Source organism: Gilliamella sp. ESL0250, assembly GCF_013345045.1.
Classification (GTDB): Bacteria; Pseudomonadota; Gammaproteobacteria; order Enterobacterales; family Orbaceae; genus Gilliamella; species Gilliamella apicola_H.
Map to the genome: position 1 here is coordinate 33,086 of NZ_JAAEDV010000006.1, position 20,192 is coordinate 53,277.

General features: G+C 36.7%; 31 protein-coding genes. 27 read left to right on the top strand and 4 right to left on the bottom strand.

The annotated features are described in order from the left end of the window. Positions 1-121: 121 nt before the first annotated feature. The 5 genes from GYY69_RS06230 (at position 122) to GYY69_RS06245 (ending at position 2,055) form a co-directional block, all read left to right on the top strand. Positions 122-436: a phage holin, lambda family gene (locus GYY69_RS06230; RefSeq protein WP_174796895.1), complete on the top strand. Its 315-nt coding sequence runs from the start codon at positions 122-124 to the stop codon at positions 434-436. Continuing rightward, positions 420-863, top strand: coding sequence for a D-Ala-D-Ala carboxypeptidase family metallohydrolase (locus tag GYY69_RS06235; RefSeq protein WP_174796896.1), 444 nt, complete (start codon positions 420-422; stop codon positions 861-863). Before GYY69_RS06230 ends, GYY69_RS06235 begins: the two co-directional genes overlap by 17 nt. After that, a complete protein-coding gene (locus GYY69_RS06240; protein ID WP_174796897.1) occupies positions 860-1,207 on the top strand; it encodes a hypothetical protein in 348 nt (115 codons plus the stop codon). Before GYY69_RS06235 ends, GYY69_RS06240 begins: the two co-directional genes overlap by 4 nt. Next, on the top strand, positions 1,116-1,340 hold the full coding sequence (lysC, locus tag GYY69_RS13070; RefSeq protein ID WP_446718888.1) for an Rz1-like lysis system protein LysC: 225 nt from the start codon (positions 1,116-1,118) through the stop codon (positions 1,338-1,340). Before GYY69_RS06240 ends, lysC begins: the two co-directional genes overlap by 92 nt. 109 nt (positions 1,341-1,449) lie before the next feature. Further along, on the top strand, positions 1,450-2,055 hold the full coding sequence (locus GYY69_RS06245; RefSeq protein WP_174796898.1) for a hypothetical protein: 606 nt from the start codon (positions 1,450-1,452) through the stop codon (positions 2,053-2,055). An 86-nt stretch (positions 2,056-2,141) separates the two neighbouring features. Here GYY69_RS06245 and GYY69_RS06250 read toward each other — a convergent pair whose 3' ends face one another. Next, positions 2,142-2,441 carry an Aca2/YdiL-like domain-containing protein gene (locus GYY69_RS06250; protein ID WP_174796899.1) on the bottom strand — a complete coding sequence of 100 codons (300 nt, stop codon included), beginning with the start codon at positions 2,439-2,441 and terminating at the stop codon, positions 2,142-2,144. After that, the gene (locus GYY69_RS06255; protein WP_174796900.1) at positions 2,428-2,664 is read right to left on the bottom strand and encodes a hypothetical protein; all 237 of its coding nucleotides are present in this window, start codon (positions 2,662-2,664) and stop codon (positions 2,428-2,430) included. The genes GYY69_RS06250 and GYY69_RS06255 overlap by 14 nt, the downstream gene beginning before the upstream one ends. A gap of 164 nt (positions 2,665-2,828) precedes the next feature. Here GYY69_RS06255 and GYY69_RS06260 point away from each other — a divergent pair, with 164 nt between their 5' ends. Beyond that, positions 2,829-3,392 (top strand): ParB/Srx family N-terminal domain-containing protein, encoded by a 564-nt coding sequence (locus GYY69_RS06260; RefSeq protein ID WP_238786531.1) that lies wholly within the window; start codon positions 2,829-2,831, stop codon positions 3,390-3,392. Continuing rightward, positions 3,373-4,299, top strand: a complete 927-nt coding sequence (locus tag GYY69_RS06265) for a hypothetical protein (protein ID WP_174796902.1) — start codon at positions 3,373-3,375, stop codon at positions 4,297-4,299. The genes GYY69_RS06260 and GYY69_RS06265 overlap by 20 nt, the downstream gene beginning before the upstream one ends. On the opposite strand, the gene GYY69_RS06270 is transcribed toward GYY69_RS06265, so the two are convergent. After that, entirely contained in the window at positions 4,296-4,556 is a 261-nt protein-coding gene (locus GYY69_RS06270) for a hypothetical protein (RefSeq protein ID WP_174796903.1), read from the bottom strand. The two genes, GYY69_RS06265 and GYY69_RS06270, sit on opposite strands and share 4 nt — an antisense overlap. Before the next feature lie 48 nt (positions 4,557-4,604). Here GYY69_RS06270 and GYY69_RS06275 point away from each other — a divergent pair, with 48 nt between their 5' ends. The 20 genes from GYY69_RS06275 to GYY69_RS06370 all read left to right on the top strand — a co-directional run bounded on the left by GYY69_RS06275 (position 4,605) and on the right by GYY69_RS06370 (position 19,552). Continuing rightward, complete coding sequence (locus GYY69_RS06275) at positions 4,605-5,045, top strand: terminase (RefSeq protein ID WP_174796904.1); 441 nt, start codon at positions 4,605-4,607, stop codon at positions 5,043-5,045. A gap of 5 nt (positions 5,046-5,050) precedes the next feature. Further along, positions 5,051-6,277: a PBSX family phage terminase large subunit gene (locus GYY69_RS06280; RefSeq protein ID WP_174796905.1), complete on the top strand. Its 1,227-nt coding sequence runs from the start codon at positions 5,051-5,053 to the stop codon at positions 6,275-6,277. Then, positions 6,274-7,542 (top strand): phage portal protein, encoded by a 1,269-nt coding sequence (locus tag GYY69_RS06285; RefSeq protein WP_174796906.1) that lies wholly within the window; start codon positions 6,274-6,276, stop codon positions 7,540-7,542. Before GYY69_RS06280 ends, GYY69_RS06285 begins: the two co-directional genes overlap by 4 nt. Next, the gene (locus tag GYY69_RS06290; protein WP_174796907.1) at positions 7,499-8,338 is read left to right on the top strand and encodes a phage head morphogenesis protein; all 840 of its coding nucleotides are present in this window, start codon (positions 7,499-7,501) and stop codon (positions 8,336-8,338) included. The genes GYY69_RS06285 and GYY69_RS06290 overlap by 44 nt, the downstream gene beginning before the upstream one ends. 62 nt (positions 8,339-8,400) lie before the next feature. Continuing rightward, a complete protein-coding gene (locus tag GYY69_RS06295; RefSeq protein WP_174796908.1) occupies positions 8,401-9,549 on the top strand; it encodes a DUF2213 domain-containing protein in 1,149 nt (382 codons plus the stop codon). Beyond that, positions 9,549-10,058 carry a structural cement protein Gp24 gene (locus tag GYY69_RS06300; RefSeq protein ID WP_174796909.1) on the top strand — a complete coding sequence of 170 codons (510 nt, stop codon included), beginning with the start codon at positions 9,549-9,551 and terminating at the stop codon, positions 10,056-10,058. Before GYY69_RS06295 ends, GYY69_RS06300 begins: the two co-directional genes overlap by 1 nt. Then, the gene (locus GYY69_RS06305) at positions 10,048-11,010 is read left to right on the top strand and encodes a major capsid family protein (protein ID WP_174796910.1); all 963 of its coding nucleotides are present in this window, start codon (positions 10,048-10,050) and stop codon (positions 11,008-11,010) included. Before GYY69_RS06300 ends, GYY69_RS06305 begins: the two co-directional genes overlap by 11 nt. A 15-nt stretch (positions 11,011-11,025) precedes the next feature. Beyond that, entirely contained in the window at positions 11,026-11,403 is a 378-nt protein-coding gene (locus tag GYY69_RS06310) for a DUF4054 domain-containing protein (RefSeq protein WP_174796911.1), read from the top strand. Beyond that, positions 11,400-11,867, top strand: coding sequence for a hypothetical protein (locus GYY69_RS06315; protein WP_174796912.1), 468 nt, complete (start codon positions 11,400-11,402; stop codon positions 11,865-11,867). The genes GYY69_RS06310 and GYY69_RS06315 overlap by 4 nt, the downstream gene beginning before the upstream one ends. After that, positions 11,857-12,183, top strand: a complete 327-nt coding sequence (locus GYY69_RS06320; protein ID WP_174796913.1) for a hypothetical protein — start codon at positions 11,857-11,859, stop codon at positions 12,181-12,183. The genes GYY69_RS06315 and GYY69_RS06320 overlap by 11 nt, the downstream gene beginning before the upstream one ends. Continuing rightward, a complete protein-coding gene (locus GYY69_RS06325; protein ID WP_174796914.1) occupies positions 12,107-12,601 on the top strand; it encodes a phage neck terminator protein in 495 nt (164 codons plus the stop codon). The genes GYY69_RS06320 and GYY69_RS06325 overlap by 77 nt, the downstream gene beginning before the upstream one ends. Positions 12,602-12,603: 2 nt before the next feature. After that, on the top strand, positions 12,604-14,115 hold the full coding sequence (locus GYY69_RS06330; protein WP_174796915.1) for a DUF3383 domain-containing protein: 1,512 nt from the start codon (positions 12,604-12,606) through the stop codon (positions 14,113-14,115). Between the two features lie 9 nt (positions 14,116-14,124). Further along, positions 14,125-14,556: a phage protein gene (locus GYY69_RS06335; RefSeq protein WP_065590540.1), complete on the top strand. Its 432-nt coding sequence runs from the start codon at positions 14,125-14,127 to the stop codon at positions 14,554-14,556. Further along, positions 14,556-14,972 (top strand): phage tail assembly chaperone, encoded by a 417-nt coding sequence (locus GYY69_RS06340; protein ID WP_174796916.1) that lies wholly within the window; start codon positions 14,556-14,558, stop codon positions 14,970-14,972. Before GYY69_RS06335 ends, GYY69_RS06340 begins: the two co-directional genes overlap by 1 nt. An 8-nt stretch (positions 14,973-14,980) precedes the next feature. Further along, positions 14,981-15,124, top strand: a complete 144-nt coding sequence (locus GYY69_RS06345) for a hypothetical protein (protein ID WP_174796917.1) — start codon at positions 14,981-14,983, stop codon at positions 15,122-15,124. Then, positions 15,124-16,911, top strand: a complete 1,788-nt coding sequence (locus GYY69_RS06350) for a hypothetical protein (RefSeq protein ID WP_174796918.1) — start codon at positions 15,124-15,126, stop codon at positions 16,909-16,911. Before GYY69_RS06345 ends, GYY69_RS06350 begins: the two co-directional genes overlap by 1 nt. Beyond that, complete coding sequence (locus GYY69_RS06355) at positions 16,911-17,636, top strand: phage baseplate protein (protein ID WP_174796919.1); 726 nt, start codon at positions 16,911-16,913, stop codon at positions 17,634-17,636. The genes GYY69_RS06350 and GYY69_RS06355 overlap by 1 nt, the downstream gene beginning before the upstream one ends. A gap of 28 nt (positions 17,637-17,664) precedes the next feature. Continuing rightward, positions 17,665-18,006 carry a phage baseplate plug family protein gene (locus GYY69_RS06360; RefSeq protein ID WP_174796920.1) on the top strand — a complete coding sequence of 114 codons (342 nt, stop codon included), beginning with the start codon at positions 17,665-17,667 and terminating at the stop codon, positions 18,004-18,006. Beyond that, positions 17,975-18,799, top strand: a complete 825-nt coding sequence (locus GYY69_RS06365) for a phage protein (protein ID WP_174796921.1) — start codon at positions 17,975-17,977, stop codon at positions 18,797-18,799. Before GYY69_RS06360 ends, GYY69_RS06365 begins: the two co-directional genes overlap by 32 nt. 48 nt (positions 18,800-18,847) lie before the next feature. Then, a complete protein-coding gene (locus tag GYY69_RS06370; RefSeq protein WP_174796922.1) occupies positions 18,848-19,552 on the top strand; it encodes an OB-fold protein in 705 nt (234 codons plus the stop codon). A 178-nt stretch (positions 19,553-19,730) separates the two neighbouring features. On the opposite strand, the gene GYY69_RS06375 is transcribed toward GYY69_RS06370, so the two are convergent. Continuing rightward, positions 19,731-20,177 (bottom strand): type II toxin-antitoxin system HicB family antitoxin, encoded by a 447-nt coding sequence (locus GYY69_RS06375; protein ID WP_065560047.1) that lies wholly within the window; start codon positions 20,175-20,177, stop codon positions 19,731-19,733. Between the last annotated feature and the right edge of the window lie 15 nt (positions 20,178-20,192).

The following is a 20,192-nucleotide window of genomic DNA, read 5'->3' on the forward strand; positions in this document are numbered from 1 at the left end:
TTTATGTCCAAATTTTGAGTAATTCACTCAACATCGAATCGACAGCAAAGCTAGACACGCGCACATAACCAACAATAGCTAGTACGCTGTCACATCATTAACTAACAAGAAGAATAATAACATGTATAAATCATCAATCATGGAATGGTTGCAATCGAATGCGCCATTAATTTATGGCGTCGTTTTATCCATCATCATAGCCTACGGTCGTTTAACGTATGATGGGGTAGGTGGACGTCGTAAATGGGTGGAGGCGTTATTGTGTGGTGCGTTATCATTAGCCGCTAGCAGTGGACTAGATTATTTTGGCTTGCCCGTTAGCATGAATCCTTTTATTGGTGGTGCAATTGGATTTTTAGGGGTTGATAAATTACGTCAAATATCAAATTCAATGTTAAGAAAAAGGGTTGACAACAACGATGACCAAGCTAACTGAACATTTTACGCTAGAAGAGTTTACACGTTCGACGACAGCGGACAGATTAAAAATAGATAATCGTGTGCCAGATAATTTGATGGCTAATGTGCAATTAACAGCTATCAAGTTGGAGCTAGTAAGAAAAGCTTTAGGTAAGCCAATTATTATCACGTCTGGATATCGCTGTCCTGCGCTAAATGCTAAAGTTGGCGGTGTAGCAACAAGCGCTCACACAAAGGGATTAGCGGTAGACTTTAAATCGTCATTCGGTACGCCTAAAGAGATTTGTCAACGATTAACCGATTCTGGTGTACAGTTCGATAAATTAATTCAAGAGCACAACCAATGGGTGCATATCGGGTTTAGCCCAACTAACAATCGTCAAATAGTGTTAACAGCAGTCAAGCAGGACGGTAAAACGCTTTATTTGAGTGGTTTAAAATGAATAAAACATACACGACAATAGCGATTATTTTTGCATTTATGATTTATGTTATTGTTAATTTGTGTAAAGACAAAGAAGCAATTCAAAAAACAAACAATGAACTGTTCGGAAAAATCGAACAGTTGAACCAGAACATCGCTAAAAACAATCAAGTCATAGCAGATAATGAGCAAAGCAAACGCGAGCTAGAAAACCAATCACTAGAACGTCAGGAGCGAATCAATGAGCAACTTAAAAATAATCATTGTGCTAATGAACGTATTCCCAGTTCTGTTGTTGACCGCCTGTACAACAGAGCGAAAAGTTTACGTCAATCGACCGATACCAGCAAATTTACTCAGTGACTGCCTACCAAATTTACCATCGAAATCGATGACGTTTGGCTATAGTCTCAGATATAACGAGCATTTGCTAAATGTTATTGAGAAGTGTAATGCGGATAAAAGGGCGATAAGAGAAATTAATAGTTTCGATTAAGCAAAACACGATCAATACTTAAATCATATTTATATCATTATAAATCAATATGATATAAATAATAATGTAATTTTTGGATCATACCTATTATTTAAATAAAGAGATAAAAATGGCGATATTTAAACGTGTTTCAAAAGAATATATCCAAATGAATTATACCCATTACGCCTTGGCGTACGGAATTTACCCGATTTATATCGGTAAACTACATCACGAATCACCAACTGTAGAAGTTAGAAATTGGTTTCCAGAGTGGGGTCTAACTTTTCTTGATAACATCATTCAACCAATGCTAACGCTGCTTGGTAAAGAGAATATGTTTATGTTTAAAGTAACAGGTGAAATAAAATGCGACGAAGATAACTGGTTACCAAAAATGCAGAGATTAAAACCATATGAAGAATCATCACATTGGCAAGAGTTCACGCTAAGTCAATTGGACGCCGCAATATGCGATTTAAATAAAATGAGAGCCAACCCCGATTTCCCAGTGTGGGTAGATAATTGGGTTTGTGACCAATTAGATTGTGCATTGAGATTTATTGAATACTCAAAAGACAAGCATAATTGCAAATCCATGGCCAAGGATGCATACAATATGGTGGCTGACGCATTATTAGTGTTAGATTTGTTTAGTTGCAAAAATCTGTACGATAGTAAACATGACATTAGTAATCTAGAAAAATACATCAAAAGTAAAAGTAAAAATAAATAACTATTCACTTTTACCGCATAAACTATAAAAAATCCCAGGCAGTTATAAAAAATAACTGCATATTTAATCAAACCGCCTTGATTTGTTTATGATTTAGCTATTAATTCGGCGCTAACTGATAAAATTAATATCCTTGTTAGCTCCTGCTCGTTGTGCGTTTTTGTAATGTCTATTTTTGGTGTTTCACCAGCGGACATCTGTTTAAGAATCTCTTTTCTTTCTTGCTTTAATTTATTCATTTTTTCAATAACATCTTTATGTATTGTGACAGTGCCTTTTTCGTATCTTTGCCAAGATCGAACTGATACACCTGCTATTAAATTTGCGGCGTCTACAACATCAAGAAAGAAGAAGCGCCGAAGCGCTTTTAATTCAGTGTGATTCATAAATTTCTCCAGTTGGGTATAGATTTGTGTATTTACCAATCAAGACCAATTCAGCTAAGTTATACGGCGATACTTTAACGTTAATGATGTCATCATCAATTTGCAAATGTTGCAAAACAACTCGTTTAGCAGTGATTTTAATAACTCGATATTTGCAGATTAGATCTGAGTTGCTGTGACAGTGAGCTTGGAAAATTTGATTTAATTTAACTTGATTGATCATTTTTATGTCCTCTTCTAGGATTGATTCGAACCAGTTCCGAATCTATGTAAGTATTATGTCGCATTTGCGACATTAAGTCAATATTTTTTCCACTTTATTTTTAAGAAAATATTTAAATTTTTATATTCAAATAATAGAAGATCAACGATTGGGATTTTATGTTAATGAACGAATTAAAAATTATTTACAAAAAAGTTAGCGATCTAAAAAAATATATCCAAAACTCAAGAACGCATTCAGAAGAACAGATTCAGCAAATAATTAATAGTGTTATAGAGTTTGGTTGGACGAATCCAATATTAATAGATGAAAACGATATTATAATTGCTGGACATGGACGTCTAGATGCGGCAAAAGAACTTGGTTTGGATAAAGTTCCGTGTATTGTGTTATATAAATTAACGGAATCACAAAAAAGAGCTTATTTAATTGCGGATAATAAACTATCATTAAACGCGAGTTGGGATATTGAGTTGTTAAGGGCTGAGATTGAATCGCTACAGATTGAAAATTTTGATGTGAATATGCTTGGGTTTAGTGAAACGGAATTAAATAGCATGTTAAATGATTCAGAAATAATGGATATAGATATAATTAATGATATTTCGACTAGCAAGAATTTTATTATTAAATGCTCAAATTTGGATGAATATAACAAAATAACATCTATTTTGCATTGCAAAAAAATGAATGGAGAAGATTTTTTAAATGCGTGGATTAATCGTTGAATGTACACCCATTAGAGGTGGGCAAGCTGGTTCAGTTGCTCATGTTAGAAATGTTTTGGCAATAAATAAATATTTAAATTGGGATATAGTTTTTGATGATAAAACTATATCAAATGTAATTTTAAACAAATATGATAAAATCATATTTAGCTATGCAAGTGGTTATATGCCATTTAAGAAAATTGACGAGTTGTTAAAAAATAATGAGTCAGCGCAAATATATTGGATTATTAATGAATATGATTGCCCTGCACCTAGCTTTATGCAAAAAAGAAACGATGTTAAAGTAATTGCTAATTTTGAAATTCCTAAAAATCGACAGAGATCGTATAAATTTGCTAAATCATGGTTAATGGTTAATTTAAACACACTGATATGGGGTGAGTGCGACATTGATGTTAAGAAAAAACATGAGTTAATTTATTATGGTACATATCGAAAAGATAGAGCAAAATATTTTAAAAAATATTTCGATGAAAACATTATTGTAAGCTCAAGTAGCAAAAATTTTAAACAATATATGCAGCATGGATGCCAACCTAAATTTATAGAAAAAATAAAATGGGATAAAAATAAAGAGACTTTAAGATTATTTAAATATAGTTTGTATATAGAAGATGAGTTCACTCATGAAAATTACAATCATTTAGCCAATCGATTTTATGAAGCCGTGTATTGCAATTGTGTGCCGGTGTTTGATTCGTCATGCAAGAAGAATGTAATTAAATCGGGCTACAATATACCGGAATTTCTATTTTTTGATGATAAAAATCAGTTGTGGGAATTTATCAAACATTCAGATTATCATCAATTGAGAGAAGTATTTAGAAATAATGTGTTAAGTCAAATTATTGCTGAGAGAGAACAAACAATCAACAAAATTCTATCATTTATAAAAAATGACTAAATCATGTTGTATTTTGTTTTTATAGCTATAATTCCTTTGTCGATCAATATATCCGGATCTTTGCCAATTTGAATACAAAAATTTCTATGTTTATAAGCCATGTCCGCATTGAGTATATCTTCCGTATATTTTCCTAGCTTTCTAATTTTTGCCAGCATTGAAATCGCCTTTTTATAATCATTTTTCATGATTGCTGCTTTAATTTGTTCTGTTTTAGTTATCACTATATTTTCTCCTTTTTTCTTTAAAAATAACATGCCTCCTTAGGTAGTCAATAATAGAAATATAAAAACGAGGTTAATTTAATGGCAAGACCAACAAACTACAGAGAAGAATACGCTGAACAGGCTAGAAAGCTGTGCTTGTTGGGTTATACAGATAAACAATTAGCGGATTTTTTTAATGTTTCAGAGCAAACTATCAACACATGGAAAACTAAACACCCGCAGTTTCTTGAGTCCATAAAAAAAGGTAAGGAGATTGCGGATGTTGATGTTGTTGAATCATTATATAAAAGAGCTATTGGTATTGAATATGAAGAAGTTGAGTTAAAAACCGATGGGAAAAATAAATCTAAACGAGTGATTAAAAAATTAATTCCACCCGATACAACTGCTCAAATTTTCTGGCTTAAAAATCGACAACCGCATAAATGGCGAGATAAACAAGAAATAGATCATCAATCATCCGACGGCAGCATGTCATCAAAACCAACACGAATAGAGTTAGTTACACCCAAAGAGTAAATATTATGACCACAGCGCAAATACAGTTACCTAAAAAATTAATACCTGTGTTTACTGCTGAAAATGTCAGGTATCGAGGAGCGTACGGCGGTCGAGGTAGTGCTAAAACTCGTTCATTTGCATTAATGACAGCGATTAAAGGTTATCAATTTGCAGAGGCAGGGGTAAGCGGTGTAATACTGTGCGCTCGTGAATTCATGAACTCGCTAGCTGATTCAAGCATGGAAGAAGTAAAGCAGGCTATTCGTTCGGTTGACTGGTTAGCTAATTACTACGATATCGGGCAAAACTATATCAGAACAAAAAACGGATTAGTTAGCTATGTGTTTTGTGGTTTACGTCATAATCTAGACAGCATTAAATCAAAGGCGCGCATATTGCTATGTTGGGTTGACGAAGCGGAAAACGTATCAGAAATTGCATGGCGAAAACTAACCCCAACAGTTCGTGAGACTAACTCCGAAATATGGGTGACGTGGAACCCTGAAACCGAGGGAAGCCCAACAGATATAAGATTCAGGCAAAACCCACCAGAAAACGCGGTTATCGTTGAGATGAATTATAACGATAATCCATTTTTCCCCGATGTATTAGAGCAAGAGCGATTAAACGACCTAGCCCGACTTGATTACGCATCATACGCTTGGATTTGGGGTGGCGCTTATCTCGAAAACTCAGATAAACAAGTTTTAAGCGGTCGATATGTTGTTGAAGAATTTGATGACAATCTACACAAACAGGCTGACCGTTTATTATTTGGCGCCGACTTCGGATTTGCTAATGACCCAAATACATTAATCCGCTCATTTATTCTTAACGATTGTCTGTATATCGAATACGAAGCGTATGGCGTTAACATTGAACTCGACGAAATGGGTTCGTTTTATGATTCAGTACCTGAAACGAGAAAATGGTCGATTAAAGGTGATTGCTCAAGACCTGAAACTATTAGCCATATCAAACGTAAAGGCTTTAATATTTCAGCTGCAAAAAAATGGCAGGGCAGTGTTGAGGACGGTATCGCATATCTGCGAGGGTTTAAGAAAATTATTATTCATCCTCGATGTAAACATACAGCAACCGAAGCGCGGTTATATAGCTATAAAACTGACAGAATGACGGGCGAGGTACTACCGATCATTGTTGATGCAAATAATCATTGTTGGGATGCTGTCCGGTACTCATTAGACGGTTACATTAAAAACAAATTATCAATTTTGGATGTGTTATGACACAAGCAAATTATATTACTGATTCAATGGAAAGCTTATTTACCTCGCTTGGTAACAAAAATGACTCAGTGAGATATTCGAATAAGAAAATATCTGACAGGCAATTATTGAATATGTATAGCAGTTCGTGGTTAACTGGTAAATACATCGATAAAACAGCGGAGGACATGCTCAAATTGCCAAGGGTTTTTAGTGGTGATTATGATGAAAACCTGCTAAAACTTGTTATCGAAAAAGAAAACCGATTAAAACTAAACGAAATAAAAGAGAAGTTTTTAGCGTTTAGCTCATTGCTCGGTGATGCGTTAATTGTCGCCATTACTGATGCTGATGGTTTATCTCAACCGCTATCCGATGTTGAGGATATCCAGCGTTTCATCGTGTTAACTAAAGGCGAGTTTAATCCAGATAGTAATATTGATGATGATTTGAAATCAGCGAATTTCGGCAAACCAATTTACTACACAATTGGGAAGAATGACAAGGTCCATCATTCACGCTGTCACAGATTGAAACTTGGTAAATCAAAACTGACAGATAGAAATCAATTTGGCACATCTGATTTACAAAACAAATACAATGCTATTCGGTTGTTTGATACGACAATTACATGCATTGGCGATATTATTCAAGATAGTAATGTTGATGTGTTGTTTATTCCTGATTTGATAGCAAAAGTGGCACAAGGTAAGGAAGACGATATTAGAAAATTCATTAATCTAATTAATCATACTAAATCGTCAATGAATGCTATTGCGCTTGATGCGGGTAATAGTGAAGCGCAAGGGCGCTGGGAGCAAAAAACAGCAACATACGGCGGTTTGTCTGATGTTTTAACAAAACTCATTACTGTTACCGCAGGTGCGCTAGATAGACCGATTACGGTGTTATTTGGACTATCTGCGAGCGGATTTTCAACTGGTGAAGAAGATTTAGAATCATATCACGGTACAATCAACGCACTACAAGAAAGCCGATTGCGACCAGCTCAAGAATTTATCGATAAATTTATTCTCGATAAAATGATGCCAAATCACGAACTAACGTTTGAATACCCGTCGATAAAAGTTGTCAATGAAGATAAGGAAGCGGCAAGATTTGGACAATTCGCTAGTGCTTTTTCGACCTTAGTTACCGCTAATATTATTCCTGATAAAGTGGCACAAACCGAGTTAATCGCGCGTAAGCTTCTAATTAACACTACAGAAGAGGATTTGAAAGATGGAGATTTATTCTCTACTGAAGAATTCGCTGTCGGGGCGTGATAGGTTTTTACCGCCCACAACGCCCAGTAAAAGGGCTGAGGTTTATTATCGTGATGCGCTAGCTGATTTTATTCGGACAATGATAAACCGAATTACTGATGCGCTGAGTAAAAAGAACTTGGTTGATGCTGTCGCTATTAGTGATGATGATTACATTAACTCGTTAATTGAAGTACTCGCGTCAATTGCTGGCGAGCGCATCGAAGAAGGAGCTAAATTGTTGGCCGCTCGGTTCGTAACCAAGGTTCACTATCAGAACAAGACACAATTTACTCGAAATTTTAAAAATGCGTTTGATATTGACCTCTCAAGTATTATCGAAAAAGAAATTTTGGGCGATACGTTATCAGTAGCTATTCAGCAAAATGTCGAGCTAATAACATCAATTAAAAATGACTTTATTAATGATATTGGTTCAAATGTTTTCACAAACTACAAAAAAGGCTTCAGACACGGCGAGCTAATCAATGAAATTCGTGCCATAGGCAATGTTTCATATTCTCGTGCAAAACTCATTGCAAGAGACCAAACAGCTAAAATCAACGCTGATTTTGAAGAAGAGCGTAACAAAAAGCTGGGTTTTGACATTTACAAATGGAAAGGTACAGGTGACGCACGGGAGCGCGAATCGCATTTAGTTTTAAATAACATGCTATGCAAATATTCAGACCCTACAGTCTACTCAGATGATGAGGGTAAAACGTGGAAAAAGCGCAAATCAATCGGTGGTTATATCGGCAAATGTGGTGAAGATTATCAGTGCCGATGTTTAGCTATTCCTTATATTAAATTCTAACAAAAATTGATAAATCTATGCTCTTAAGTGAGTAGGATTATTTACGTCTAAAAGAGGGCTTTATGACTTGGGAAATAACACCGCAGGGCTACTTAAAAACAACCGCAAAAATTACCAAAGGTTCGATTTTGCAGTATTACGGTCATGAAATTGGATTAACTGACAGCAGAGCAAACAAGCTTGTTGATGTTAATAGAACAATTGAAGAACTCAGTAAACCCGACACGCTTAAATCGATTGATGGTATGCCAATCACAATCACACATCCAGATAAAAAATCGGTTGATGCGACTGACTGGAAAAATAAAACGGTTGGACATGTTCAGAATCCAAGAGCTGATGGTAATTACATTGTATGCGATGCATATATTCAAGATGCGTCAGCAATTGAGTTACTCAAAAACAAAGATATTCGCGAATTGTCGGTTGGTTATGAGCCTGCGGATATTCAAGAAGAAAATGGAAAGTTTTATCACAAAAATATCAAGGTCAATCATGTTGCTATCGTTGCTGAGGGGCGCGCTGGCTCAGATTGTAGATTAAACGATAGTAAACCAAAAATAGGAGCAAATTTAATGCCTAAAAAAAACAAGTTACTCGCATTGATCGATTCGTTTCGTAAACGTCTAAATGATGCTGAGGGGGAGTTGTCAAAAGAGGAAATCAATAAAATGATTGATGAACTCACAAAACAACTTGAAGAAGTTCAAGGTAAAGAAGATGAAGAATCAAAAGCTAAAGCTGATGAACTTCAAAAACAAATCGATGAGCTAAAAGCAAAGCTTGAAAAACCTAATGACAATGATCCAGCCGCAAGCGGTAATGGCGAAGATGATAAAGATGCACGAATTACGGCTTTAACAGCAGAGCTTGAACAAGTTAAGAAAGAGCGTGATGAATACAAAGCGCGTGTTGAAGAACTTGAAGCAGAAAAAGACAAGGACAGTGTGATGAATGATGCTAAAGCACGATTCCCGAAAGTGAAGCTGAATGACGCTAAAAGTGGTCGTGATGTTCGTATTGGTGTTTTGGTCGATCACGGTATTTACACAAAGGACCAAGCATCAAAATTAACAGACGCAGAAATCAGAGCGGCTTATGCTGGTTTAGTAGCAACAAGCACGAAGAAAAACAAGGTTGTTTCAAGTTTGCTTAATGACAGTAAAGAAGCGCAAACAAAATCAGCAAGCAAACGATTAGGAGGTAAGTAATGGGTTACAGTTTTACAAGTTGGGATTCAGATCAGGGGACAATGCAACCTGGTTCTATTTACCGCGTATCTAGCTCAGACAGTAAAGTCTGGGGTGAAGAAAATTTAACGGGTAAAGATTTATTGTGCGGTACATTCGTGGCAGTTAATGCCGACGGCGGTATCAAAGCGATTGAATCAGCAAACGATTTGATTCACGGAATTATCGTGCGTGATATTTACGGTGATAAACATCCAAATAATCGACAAATCAACATTGGACACTTCTCTCACGGTGATTCTGTTGTTGCGCTAGCAGTAAATGACATCGAGTTGAAGCGTGGTGAGCGTGTTTATATCGTATCAACGGGTGATAATGCAGGAAAAATTACAAACGTTGCCGAGGGTAATATCGATTTAGGTTATTGGGTTGAGCGCGTTAGTAATGGTAATCACTGCGCGGCAATTACATTGGGTTATGCGCAATCTGTAAGGTTGCAACAAGGGGAGCTAAATAATAATGGCATATGAAAATGTAGATTATAGTGACGTTATCACAGAACAACTGTTAGAGCGTGATAAACAGTTACAAGAAAAAGAACTACCGGAAATTAACATCGGTCAAGCTGTACCAGTTACCGAGGGGTTAGACTTTGCGACCGAGGAGTGGGAGTACGGTGTAACGGAGGTTCGTGGATCTGTTAAAAACGGCGTGATTGGTATTAAAACCACATCACTCGAAACAATCGATAGCACCATTGAAGCGAAAAAATCACCAGTAGTTCAGTGGGCTAAAGGGCTTGTGTACACTCAACAAGAAATTGAGAAAGCACAAAAATTAGGTATCAATTTACCAGCTAAAAAGCAGAATGATTTATACGCGAATGCTGTAGCAACTATTCAATATGCTGGCTATGTTGGGCATGAACAAAAGCCGGGGCAAGAAGGGCTGTTAACTGGGAAGCAAGTTGAAGTTTATAACGACACATCAGGTAAGACGTTAGAAGAAATGTCATCTGAGGAATTCGTTAAAATGATTCTTGGTGCATACGATAAAGTTTGGTCTCGTTCTGACTATACTATTCAGCCAGCCAATATTGCTATGGACGCAAAAGATTTCATGACAGCAATGCAGAAATTCGACCCAAATCCGCAAATTGTCGGTACGGATCTATTACCAATTGCTGCGATGGATCGTGTCATGGCGGCATTGCGAAAAGCGTCACAAAATGACAGCTTTAATGTCAACTTTGTTAAAATTCCAGCAGGATACGCCAAAAATATTAACAAAAACAAATCACGTTTAGTAATCTATACGCCAGACGAAGATTATCTTGAAATGAAAGTACACATGCCAGAAATCTTAGAGGTAATGCGAAAAGATTTACTCTCATATCAAAGCGGCTATCGTTCAGCATTTACGGGCGTAATGTGGAAAGAGCCTAAATCTGCGCAATATCTGGATTATAAATCATCAAAATAAAAAATAGGGGTATTTATGAACTTTCGCGATGAATACCCTGAATTTTCAAAAGTCGATGACAGCACAATCACGCATTTCTTAGAAAGTAGTGCGATAGTTGTGAGTGAAAAAGTATGGGGTAAGCAGTATAACCTCGGTTTGTTTGCTTACACGGCGCACAGATTAGCTGTCAAAGGCTTTTTAAATCGGGATTTAGACGATAACGTTATTTTTAACAATGGCGAAAACTTTAAATCAGTATCAAGCAAATCAGCAGGCGGTTTATCAATCGGCTACACATCACAAAATACATCATCGGGCAACCCAAGTGACTACGATTTAACTTCCACTTCTTACGGTCAAGAGTATCTACGCTTACGTCGTTTAATAACTCCAATCGGAGTTATTGGATGAGTGAATTAGAAATCGTAAAACGACTAAAAGAAGTCATGAAGCGAGCCGAACAACTAAATCGCATTCAATTAGTTGTTGGTATTCCGAGTGATGAAAGTTCACGAAAAGAATCGACCGGCATAACTAATGCCGAACTTGGTGTTATTCATGAATTCGGAGCACCTGAAAAAGGTATTCCAGAACGTTCTTTTATGCGGTCAACAGCGTCAGAAGAATCTGAAAACTTGGGGCGGCTTGGTAATGCTCGTATTGCCGAATTTTTGAAAGGTCAAAAATCTGCACATGATGCTTTTGCTGATGTTGGTGCTTATTTGCAAGGTAAAATCGTTGAGAAAATAACTGATGGCGATTTTGTGGCAAATAAAGAAGAAACAGCAAAGCGCAAGAAATCAAGCAAGCCTTTGATTGATACTGGACAACTACGAGCGTCGATAACTTATGAGATAAGAGAAAATGAATCGTGAATTAATATCGCAATTTTTAAGCGATCCGTTTTTTGCTACTAAAGTTAATTTTGAATCAATGGGCAGTATCACATGCATTGTTCAACCCGCTAGTAATGATGATTTGCAAATATTACCTGAGGGCGATAGATACAATCCAACAGTCAGGATATTTTCTCGTGAAAAAATCACTAATGGCGTGCTATTTCATCATCACGGCATGAGATTTAAAGTTATTTCGGAATCAATTTGGAGCGATTATGGCTATTACGACTGTCTCGCGACTAGATATGATGGAAGTCAAACGCACGATAGCGGAGGTTTTGACGTTACCTGAGGAGCTGGTATTTGATGCTAACAATATGCAGGACATTTCAAAACTGGATAAATTTATCACTGTACTAAATGCGTATCAATCGGATATCGGTACTGAGGTTAAATTTAACGGTACAGATGAAGAAGAAATAGCGTCAACTCTCAGAGAGGTTACCATCTCAATCAATGCGTACGGTAAGAATGCTTACGATATGCTGTGCAAATTAACCGAATCAATGCGATTAACAGCGGTTTGGCAGAGGTTGAAGCGTTTAGGTATGGGGTATCTCAAATGCTCGCAAATTCGAAGCCTACCAACGACTATAGCAGGCGGTAAAGAACAGCGTGCGCAGGTCGATCTTACATTTTCAATTAATCCGATCGTCAAGGCTCAAGTAAACCGTGGCGATACAGTTAAATTCAACATAAAAAGAGGGTAATAATGAGTTTACCAATTAGTCAAGTGGTAGATGTAACTCTACCGCAATCACCACGGGGCGCACAAAAGCGTGATTTGAGTGTTGTTGCTATTTTCACTCATGAAATGTGCGACGAATTTACAAATCCAGATACTCGCTACGTCGTTGTTTCAGATGTTAACAGTGTAGCGTCATTGTTTGGCACTAATTCAGATGCGTATCGTGCTGCTTCTGCGTTATTTTCAGCGCGACCAAAACCAAAAACTGCGTTAATTGCTAGATATATGAAAGAAAATTTCACATCATCAGCGGTTAGTTCAAAAGTAAACGGTTCAGCGTTAGCGGTTTCATATATTCAATTTAAAAATATTACGGACGGTTATCTGTCATTCTATTTTGGTGATGCAAAAATCGATGTTAAAGAGCTAGATTTTTCGACTATTTCAAGTATGCAAGATGTGGTAAATGTCATTAATGCAAAACTAAATGATCTTGGTGTTAAGTTTATTTATGACGCTGTAGGTAGTCGATTTATCTTATCAGCAAACACTGAGGGTAAGGGTGCTAATTTTGGCTATGTGTTTGATGCGCAATTAGATGGTACTTATGTCGGTAGTATGACTAACCTGATTGACGGCAGAGGTACGCTAATTAACGGTGAGGATGCGATCACTTACAATAAAGAAACACCAGCAGAGGCACTGAGCAAGTTACAAAATCAATACCAAAACTGGTACGGCGTTTATTTTGCTAATACGATCACTGACGCCGAATTAGTTGAAGCCCACGACTGGGTTGTCGCTCAGGGCGTCGAAAATGCTAAAGTCATGGCGTACACAGAAACCCGACCAGCTAACATTGAATATACTGATAACAACGTACTTAAAACGCTATCAAAACGTAATAGCGGTCGTTTAATGGTTCAGTATAACAATAAGGGCAATACACATGCTGCCGCTGAATTAATGGGAATTGCACTAACAACAGTTTGGACAGGTGTAAACACCGCTAAAACCGTTAAATTCAAGCAGGAAGTTAGTGTCACATCAGACGATAAAATCACTATCAACGAAGCAACAAAATGCCGTCGGTTAGGCGTTAATTTTTATACTGATTATGCGGGTGTAAACATGCTAGCTGAGGGCGTTATGCTTGGTGGCACATTTATTGATGAAACCGCTGGTCTAGATGCTTTCATTAATGTGTCGCAAGTGCAAATGTTTAATACGTTACAGGGTAATCCGTTTAAAATCTCGCAAACTGATAGGGGGCAAGAAATTTTACTTAGCGCAATGAAAATTCCGGGAGAACAGTTTATTAATAATGGGTTCTTGGGTTCTGGAAAATGGACAGGTGGAGATGTTGGCGAGCTATCATACGGCGATCATATTAACGGTTACTATTTCTATTCTGATTCGTTCGATATGCAAGATACAGCGGATAGAGAAGCTCGCAAGATGATGCCAATCAACTGTGCCCTTAAACTTGCTGGCGCAGGCCACAGTGTCGATATTATTGTTCAATTCAATCGATAAGGATTTTATATGTCTAAATCATTTTCTTTAGAAGATGCCGTTTTGACTATCGACGGCACTGAAATTACAGGCTACGAGAATGCGCAAGATGCTATCAGTATTGCGCCAATAGGCGACGACGGTGATATCACATACGGCATTAACGGCAAGGGTGTTTTTGTTCATTCTTGTAATCGTGGCGCAACTGTTACTATTAAAACGTTACAGCATTCTGAAACTAATCAAAAATTAAATCAGTTACGTAATGCTCAAATTAACAACCCAACAACAGCGACGGGTAAATTAATCACATACAAAGACTTACGTAATGGTGATGAATTTTTACTAACAGGTTGTTGGTTTACAACACCACCAACGCACGCACGGGGTACGTCTCACAACGGTGTAACATGGACTTTTAAAGCAACTAAAGCAGAATTTGACATTAAGGGCGGTTTATAATGCAAAGCACAGATTTTACTATTGATGATGTAGTTTATACATTCACACAAGCAGATTTTTTCAAATCAAACAAATATTTAAAAAAATTAACAGCCTTACTTCAAGGCTGTTTTTCATTCGAGGGCAACAAATCAGGCTTTGATATCGGTCAACTAGCATCAAATATCGGCTCTGAACAATTTGCTGAAATAGAAAAATTCATTCTTGATTATGTCACTGCTATAGATGAAAACGGTAAAAAAGTGCTGTTTCAAAAACCTCAAGAAGCAGGGGAATTTTTTAACACACATCGAAGTCATTACTATCAAGTCATTATTGAGGGGCTAAAATTCCATTTTTTGGGTTTTTTACCAAGTGGCATATTGTCCAATCTAAGTACGCTCAGCTGGGAGGGGATAGCTCAGAAAGCAATGTAGATTGGTTTGTGTGGGGCGTTATCGTAAATAGATATGCAACGCTCCACGAGCTTCGAACTGTCTATTCTCTTGATGATGTTATCGATATGCATAACGTAATAGCTGAAACTAAATTAGCAGAAAAGCAACAACAGCAAGGTGAGGCGCAATAATGTTTTTAGAAGAATTTTTGATAAAAATCGGCGTTGACGCTTCCAAAGCTGGTGAGATAACGAAAGTTGTTAATAATTTACAGGCTGGTGCAAATCAGCTTGCAGATACAGCTAATAACATACAAGAAGATGCAAACAAAGCGATTCGAGAGACAAAAAAATCAACAGCAGAAGCAGGTAAAGCGGCAGATAAAACTAAATCTAAAATTAGCAAGTTGAAAATTGGTATTGCTGGTTTAATTACGATCGCCGTGTTGTATGGTAAAAAAATTGTTAGCGCATTTAACCATGCAATGGATAAAGCTAAAGAGTTAGCAACAAAAAAAAGCGCACTGTTCAAAATCTCACAAAAAGAGCTTAAACAAGCTGAGCTTTATAAGCGAGAAATGAGCAAGACTGGGTTAGCACTCGATAGCATAAAAACTAAGATTGCACTCAATCTTGCCCCTGCTTTGACTAATTTAATTGCTGGGTTCAGAAACTGGTTAACAGTTAATAAGGAATTGATTGCTGACGGCATTACAAAAGTCATTAAAGCGGTCGGGATGGCAATTCAGGTTGTTGTTAATTTTGTTAAATTTATTGACAAAATCATATCAGGAACAATTGGCTGGAAAAACGCACTAATTGCGCTTGGCATCGCTTGGGCAGTGCTCAATCGAGCATTTTTATTTAGCCCAATAGGCATAATACTGGGTTTATTAACTGCGTTAATGCTGTTAATTGATGACCTCATGGTCTACATGAACGGCGGTAAAAGCCTGTTTGGTGAGTACTGGCAACCATTTATCGACGGAGCCAAAGCGGCGTGGGAATTTGCAAAAACATTCTGGAAATTTCTCAAAGCGCTGTGGACGGGCGATACTAAAAAAATAAAATCGTTATCTAAAAGCTTGTTTGATTCGATAGTAAGCGGTTTTAAATCGCTAATAGCGGGTATCAAGTCGTTACTGTCAAAAGCGCTTAAAAACATACTAATGTTTTTTGGTATGTCTGAAAGCGAAGCAAGCAAGACGGTAGATAGAATCGGTAAGATTTTTAACTTTATTATCGATGTACTAACGCTACCTTTCCGCTCAGCATATAACACTATTTGTCAAATAATGGACTGGCTAGGTGTTGATGCTGGGGACTCTGTTAATGCTATTGGAGAGACGTTTAAAGCTATTTTTGAGTTTTGGACTGCTCCGTTCAAAGCTGCTTGGAAGTTCATTAATGATCTGTTTGACATCTGGGAAGATGACACTGCCACTACTACCGACAAGGTAGGCGAAACACTTTGGGCTATTTTCGATTTTGTTATATCCCCGTTTGAATCAGCTTGGAGTTTTGTGAAAAGTCTGTTTAAAGCGTGGGTCGGAGATGTTGGAGATACTACTAAAAAATTTGCTGAAACGTTTTTAAAGGTTCATGAGTCAATTACTGCGCCATTTAAAAAAGCAATGGATTGGATAAAAGATAAATTCTATGGATTTATTGATACGGTGAAAAACAAAGTTAAGGGGGCGCTATCGTGGATTGGATTAGGTGGTGACGATGATGAGATAGAAGTTACAGCTAAGCGATTAACTAACACAAACATACAAGCAAAGCTCAGTACTGACGGAGCTAAAGCAGGAAGTCTTATGCCATCAAACAAAAACATCAATAATAACAATGCGGTAACTATCAATAACACGATGAACGTTACAACACCACAAGATGGTTTTGATAACTTGAATAGCCTTTCTAATAATGCTGCGAGACGTATAAACGATAATATACAAACAGCTTTGGGGTCTAACTAATGTTTCAATCTATATTAAATAAATCATCAAATAATTTTGGGTTAATTATCAGTGATAATTTTACGTTTAATCTTGATATTAACACTGTTGAACAACACACATCAAAGTTAAGAGTAACGGAAAACCCAATCGAAAATGGGGCTAATATTGCAGACCATGCAGTATTAGACCCTAAAGAAGTGACGGTATACGGCTTGGTTGTCAGTTATGAGCCGAAAGCTAATTCAATTGAGCGGATGACAGGTTATAATTTTGAGGAATACCCTGCGCCAATGAAGATTAGCCCAATTACTGAGCAAGCAGAAAAAATGATTCAGCGTTATTATGCATCAATAAATGACGCAAAAGAGAAAGTAAAAAACCAAGTTGTAGCTGATTTTTTACTTGACTACCAATCTCCATTTTTAAACAGCTCATCATCAGATCGCATTGCTGATGCTCATGAAAAGCTGTTAGCAATACAGCGAAGCGGTGAGCCTGTAACGCTACAGACTAACACACGGCAGTATAAAAACATGATCTTAACCTCGGTTGGTCTTACTCAAAAGCAAAATACAAGCGGTGAGTTTGTATTAACGTTTCGCGAAATTTTCATAGTTGAAACGCAAATTGCTAACGGCTTTAAAATGTCTAAGCCGAAAGTTAGAAATCTAGGTAAAACTCAACCGAAAGAGGTTGAACAACGGGCTGTACTTGAACGGCTTGGCGGGAAAATTAGTTTTTAAAATATACGTAACAAAAAAGGGTAAAACTATGCACATTATACAGACAACGAATGACGATATATTAGAACAGACGCTAAATTTATATGATATGAATTTGCGATTAACATTGCGTTACAACAAATTCTTAAAAGGTTATCAATTTGATTTATTTGATATTGATAAAAATGAGTTTATTGTGAAAAACAAAGGTTTAGTCGTTAATAGCCCATCATTAATTGAGTTTAATTTACCTTTCGTTTTGGTATTAGATGATAAGTCTGGTCGAGGCACTAACGCTATATCTAAAGACGACTTTAATAATCGCATGCAATTATTAGCAATGACAAAGGACGAATATCGTGAGGCAATTCGGCAGGGTATTAGAACTTAAAATCGGTAACCGTAAAGAAAGCATTGTTATCAATAATTTACGTGTCGCTTTTTCGATTAAAAAAACGTTAACTTCTGAGCCAAATACAGCCGAAATATCGGTTTATAATCTTAATGATTCAAACCGCAACCTTATTACTAGCAAACAATATCATTTTTTAGAGTTATCAGTCTGCTATAAAGAGGATGTTTTGCGGTTGATATTCTGCGGTGATATTTTGACGGTAGAAAATAAGTTAACAGGGCAGGACATCATCACAACAATGCGTTGTGGTGATGGTCACCGAGCCTATACCGAAAAAACCATTATTAAAACAATGCAAAAAGGGCAAAAAGACAGCGACTTTTTAAACGAAGCAGTAAGTAGCTTTGGTGTCCAAAAAGGCGCTATTAATTTGCCAAATGATAGGGCTTTGCCTCGCGGTAAAGTGCTCATGTGCGACACACGCGAAGCAATGCATAAAATCGCTATTAACAATAACGCTGATTGGTCTATACAAGATGATCAGCTAGTTGTTATCCCTAAAAATAAAGCCCTCGCTAATAAAGAGGGTTGGGTCATTTCTAGAAACACGGGAATGATAGGAAGCCCTAAAAAAAGCAACGACGGACTGGAAATTACAACGCTATGCAATCCGCATTATAGAATTGGTTCGCTTGTTCGTGTTGAATCAAAACTCACCGAGTATAACGGCGATTACAAAGTAAAATCAATTGAGCATAACGGCGACTTATACGGCACAAACTGGCACAGTAAATTGGTTTGTACGGGTGGAAAGTTTGAAAAAGTATAATTAATTTGTTATTTTGTTTTTCATTTATCTGATGAAAGGGGATAACACATGAAAAAGATAATCGCCATCACACTATTGATGTTGATCGGTTTTAATGCGTCAGCAAATGATAATGCCAAAAGGATTACTGAACTTTTTATAAAAGATGACGTGTCTACTTTCAGAAAAGGTGGAGGTTCAGTTATTGGTAAAAAAATCCCGTCTGTTAATGCGTCTCAATTAATTAGCGAATACGCAAATAATCAGTTTAAGTATGAAAAAAAATACGATAATACAGTTGTTTACATCAAAACAGTGGCATCAGGTGTAAAAACAGATTTCAGTGGTGATCCATACGTTGTTGCAAATGGTAAAAATCAATTTGAACACGTGTCTCTTGAACTAAAAAATAAAGATGACGCAATGAATATAAATAAGGGTAACAAGCTTGAGCTGATTTGCGTTGGCACAAAAAATAATGTTATGTTTCCGTCGTTAAAAAAATGTGTGACGGCGGACAGTTATTTTCAAAAATTTATTGAAACAACGATGCTGAATATCAACAAATTAGACAAAGATGCTAAACCTGACAATAGTTTTGAGGCTTTTTATTTCGGACTTTGGGAGTTCGATGTAAAAAAACCTAATATTTTAGATAAATATAAAACTGTATCTGAATTGATAAAAAATAAGTCCGACTTTGATGAGATCTTAGATTTCGCTGAAAGCAAAGCGACAGACGAGGTAAAAAACTTTACAATGCCAAAGCCATAATAAAGCCCGAAAGGGCTTATTTAAATTGAGTTAATTTATTATTGACCACCAAAGCGGTTTAGAAAATTAGAGAATTGATGGCATATTTAACGTAACCGTTCACCGCCGAGTAGGCGAATAAACCACCTTCGGGTGGTTTTTTATTAGTAGTTGTATGGCGCTTAATAACTAAAAATAATTAACGCACTCTATTTTGTGCCGCCAATTCATTAATAGCAGCTTCTGCCAAAAAATTACTCCGATCTTTATAAAAAGAATTCGGTGCTTTAACTGCGTTATCTATTCTATCGATAAGAATATCGGGCAATGTGATATTAATTCTTTTTTGTTTACCAACAAATGATGACAAATCAACATCAATAATGACCCACGTATCGCAATGAGCATACTCATCGTTATTTTTATACGAAACATGATCGTTGTGAATATCTTTAACATCATAATCGCCTGATTCAATCATATCTTGCACAGTTAACAAAATAGCTTCTGTTGCCATTGCTGGGATATCACTTTCTTTGTCGGCAGCAGAATAACAACTATATTTTTCATTACATAACGCGGGCACGACAATGCCGTAAGCCGTATCGCTATCTTTCGGTGTTTCAATGCCAAGAGTAAAAAACATAATACCTCCAAAGAT

Excerpts from the sequence above, each read along its gene's own strand:
- GYY69_RS06275 (WP_174796904.1), top strand. The coding sequence starts at position 4,605 with ATGGCAAGACCAACAAACTACAGAGAAGAATACGCTGAACAGGCTAGA.
- GYY69_RS06240 (WP_174796897.1), top strand. The coding sequence starts at position 860 with ATGAATAAAACATACACGACAATAGCGATTATTTTTGCATTTATGATT.
- GYY69_RS06330 (WP_174796915.1), top strand. The coding sequence starts at position 12,604 with ATGAGTTTACCAATTAGTCAAGTGGTAGATGTAACTCTACCGCAATCA.
- GYY69_RS06270 (WP_174796903.1), bottom strand. The coding sequence starts at position 4,556 with ATGTTATTTTTAAAGAAAAAAGGAGAAAATATAGTGATAACTAAAACA.
- GYY69_RS06250 (WP_174796899.1), bottom strand. The coding sequence starts at position 2,441 with ATGAATCACACTGAATTAAAAGCGCTTCGGCGCTTCTTCTTTCTTGAT.
- GYY69_RS06350 (WP_174796918.1), top strand. The coding sequence starts at position 15,124 with ATGTTTTTAGAAGAATTTTTGATAAAAATCGGCGTTGACGCTTCCAAA.
- GYY69_RS06285 (WP_174796906.1), top strand. The coding sequence starts at position 6,274 with ATGACACAAGCAAATTATATTACTGATTCAATGGAAAGCTTATTTACC.
- GYY69_RS06320 (WP_174796913.1), top strand. The coding sequence starts at position 11,857 with ATGAATCGTGAATTAATATCGCAATTTTTAAGCGATCCGTTTTTTGCT.
- GYY69_RS06300 (WP_174796909.1), top strand. The coding sequence starts at position 9,549 with ATGGGTTACAGTTTTACAAGTTGGGATTCAGATCAGGGGACAATGCAA.
- GYY69_RS06335 (WP_065590540.1), top strand. The coding sequence starts at position 14,125 with ATGTCTAAATCATTTTCTTTAGAAGATGCCGTTTTGACTATCGACGGC.
- GYY69_RS06290 (WP_174796907.1), top strand. The coding sequence starts at position 7,499 with ATGGAGATTTATTCTCTACTGAAGAATTCGCTGTCGGGGCGTGATAGG.
- GYY69_RS06305 (WP_174796910.1), top strand. The coding sequence starts at position 10,048 with ATGGCATATGAAAATGTAGATTATAGTGACGTTATCACAGAACAACTG.
- GYY69_RS06245 (WP_174796898.1), top strand. The coding sequence starts at position 1,450 with ATGGCGATATTTAAACGTGTTTCAAAAGAATATATCCAAATGAATTAT.
- GYY69_RS06295 (WP_174796908.1), top strand. The coding sequence starts at position 8,401 with ATGACTTGGGAAATAACACCGCAGGGCTACTTAAAAACAACCGCAAAA.
- GYY69_RS06340 (WP_174796916.1), top strand. The coding sequence starts at position 14,556 with ATGCAAAGCACAGATTTTACTATTGATGATGTAGTTTATACATTCACA.
- GYY69_RS06255 (WP_174796900.1), bottom strand. The coding sequence starts at position 2,664 with ATGATCAATCAAGTTAAATTAAATCAAATTTTCCAAGCTCACTGTCAC.
- GYY69_RS06235 (WP_174796896.1), top strand. The coding sequence starts at position 420 with ATGACCAAGCTAACTGAACATTTTACGCTAGAAGAGTTTACACGTTCG.
- GYY69_RS06355 (WP_174796919.1), top strand. The coding sequence starts at position 16,911 with ATGTTTCAATCTATATTAAATAAATCATCAAATAATTTTGGGTTAATT.
- GYY69_RS06310 (WP_174796911.1), top strand. The coding sequence starts at position 11,026 with ATGAACTTTCGCGATGAATACCCTGAATTTTCAAAAGTCGATGACAGC.
- GYY69_RS06260 (WP_238786531.1), top strand. The coding sequence starts at position 2,829 with ATGAACGAATTAAAAATTATTTACAAAAAAGTTAGCGATCTAAAAAAA.
- GYY69_RS06230 (WP_174796895.1), top strand. The coding sequence starts at position 122 with ATGTATAAATCATCAATCATGGAATGGTTGCAATCGAATGCGCCATTA.
- GYY69_RS06265 (WP_174796902.1), top strand. The coding sequence starts at position 3,373 with ATGCGTGGATTAATCGTTGAATGTACACCCATTAGAGGTGGGCAAGCT.
- lysC (WP_446718888.1), top strand. The coding sequence starts at position 1,116 with ATGAACGTATTCCCAGTTCTGTTGTTGACCGCCTGTACAACAGAGCGA.
- GYY69_RS06375 (WP_065560047.1), bottom strand. The coding sequence starts at position 20,177 with ATGTTTTTTACTCTTGGCATTGAAACACCGAAAGATAGCGATACGGCT.
- GYY69_RS06280 (WP_174796905.1), top strand. The coding sequence starts at position 5,051 with ATGACCACAGCGCAAATACAGTTACCTAAAAAATTAATACCTGTGTTT.
- GYY69_RS06370 (WP_174796922.1), top strand. The coding sequence starts at position 18,848 with ATGAAAAAGATAATCGCCATCACACTATTGATGTTGATCGGTTTTAAT.
- GYY69_RS06325 (WP_174796914.1), top strand. The coding sequence starts at position 12,107 with ATGGCTATTACGACTGTCTCGCGACTAGATATGATGGAAGTCAAACGC.
- GYY69_RS06315 (WP_174796912.1), top strand. The coding sequence starts at position 11,400 with ATGAGTGAATTAGAAATCGTAAAACGACTAAAAGAAGTCATGAAGCGA.
- GYY69_RS06360 (WP_174796920.1), top strand. The coding sequence starts at position 17,665 with ATGCACATTATACAGACAACGAATGACGATATATTAGAACAGACGCTA.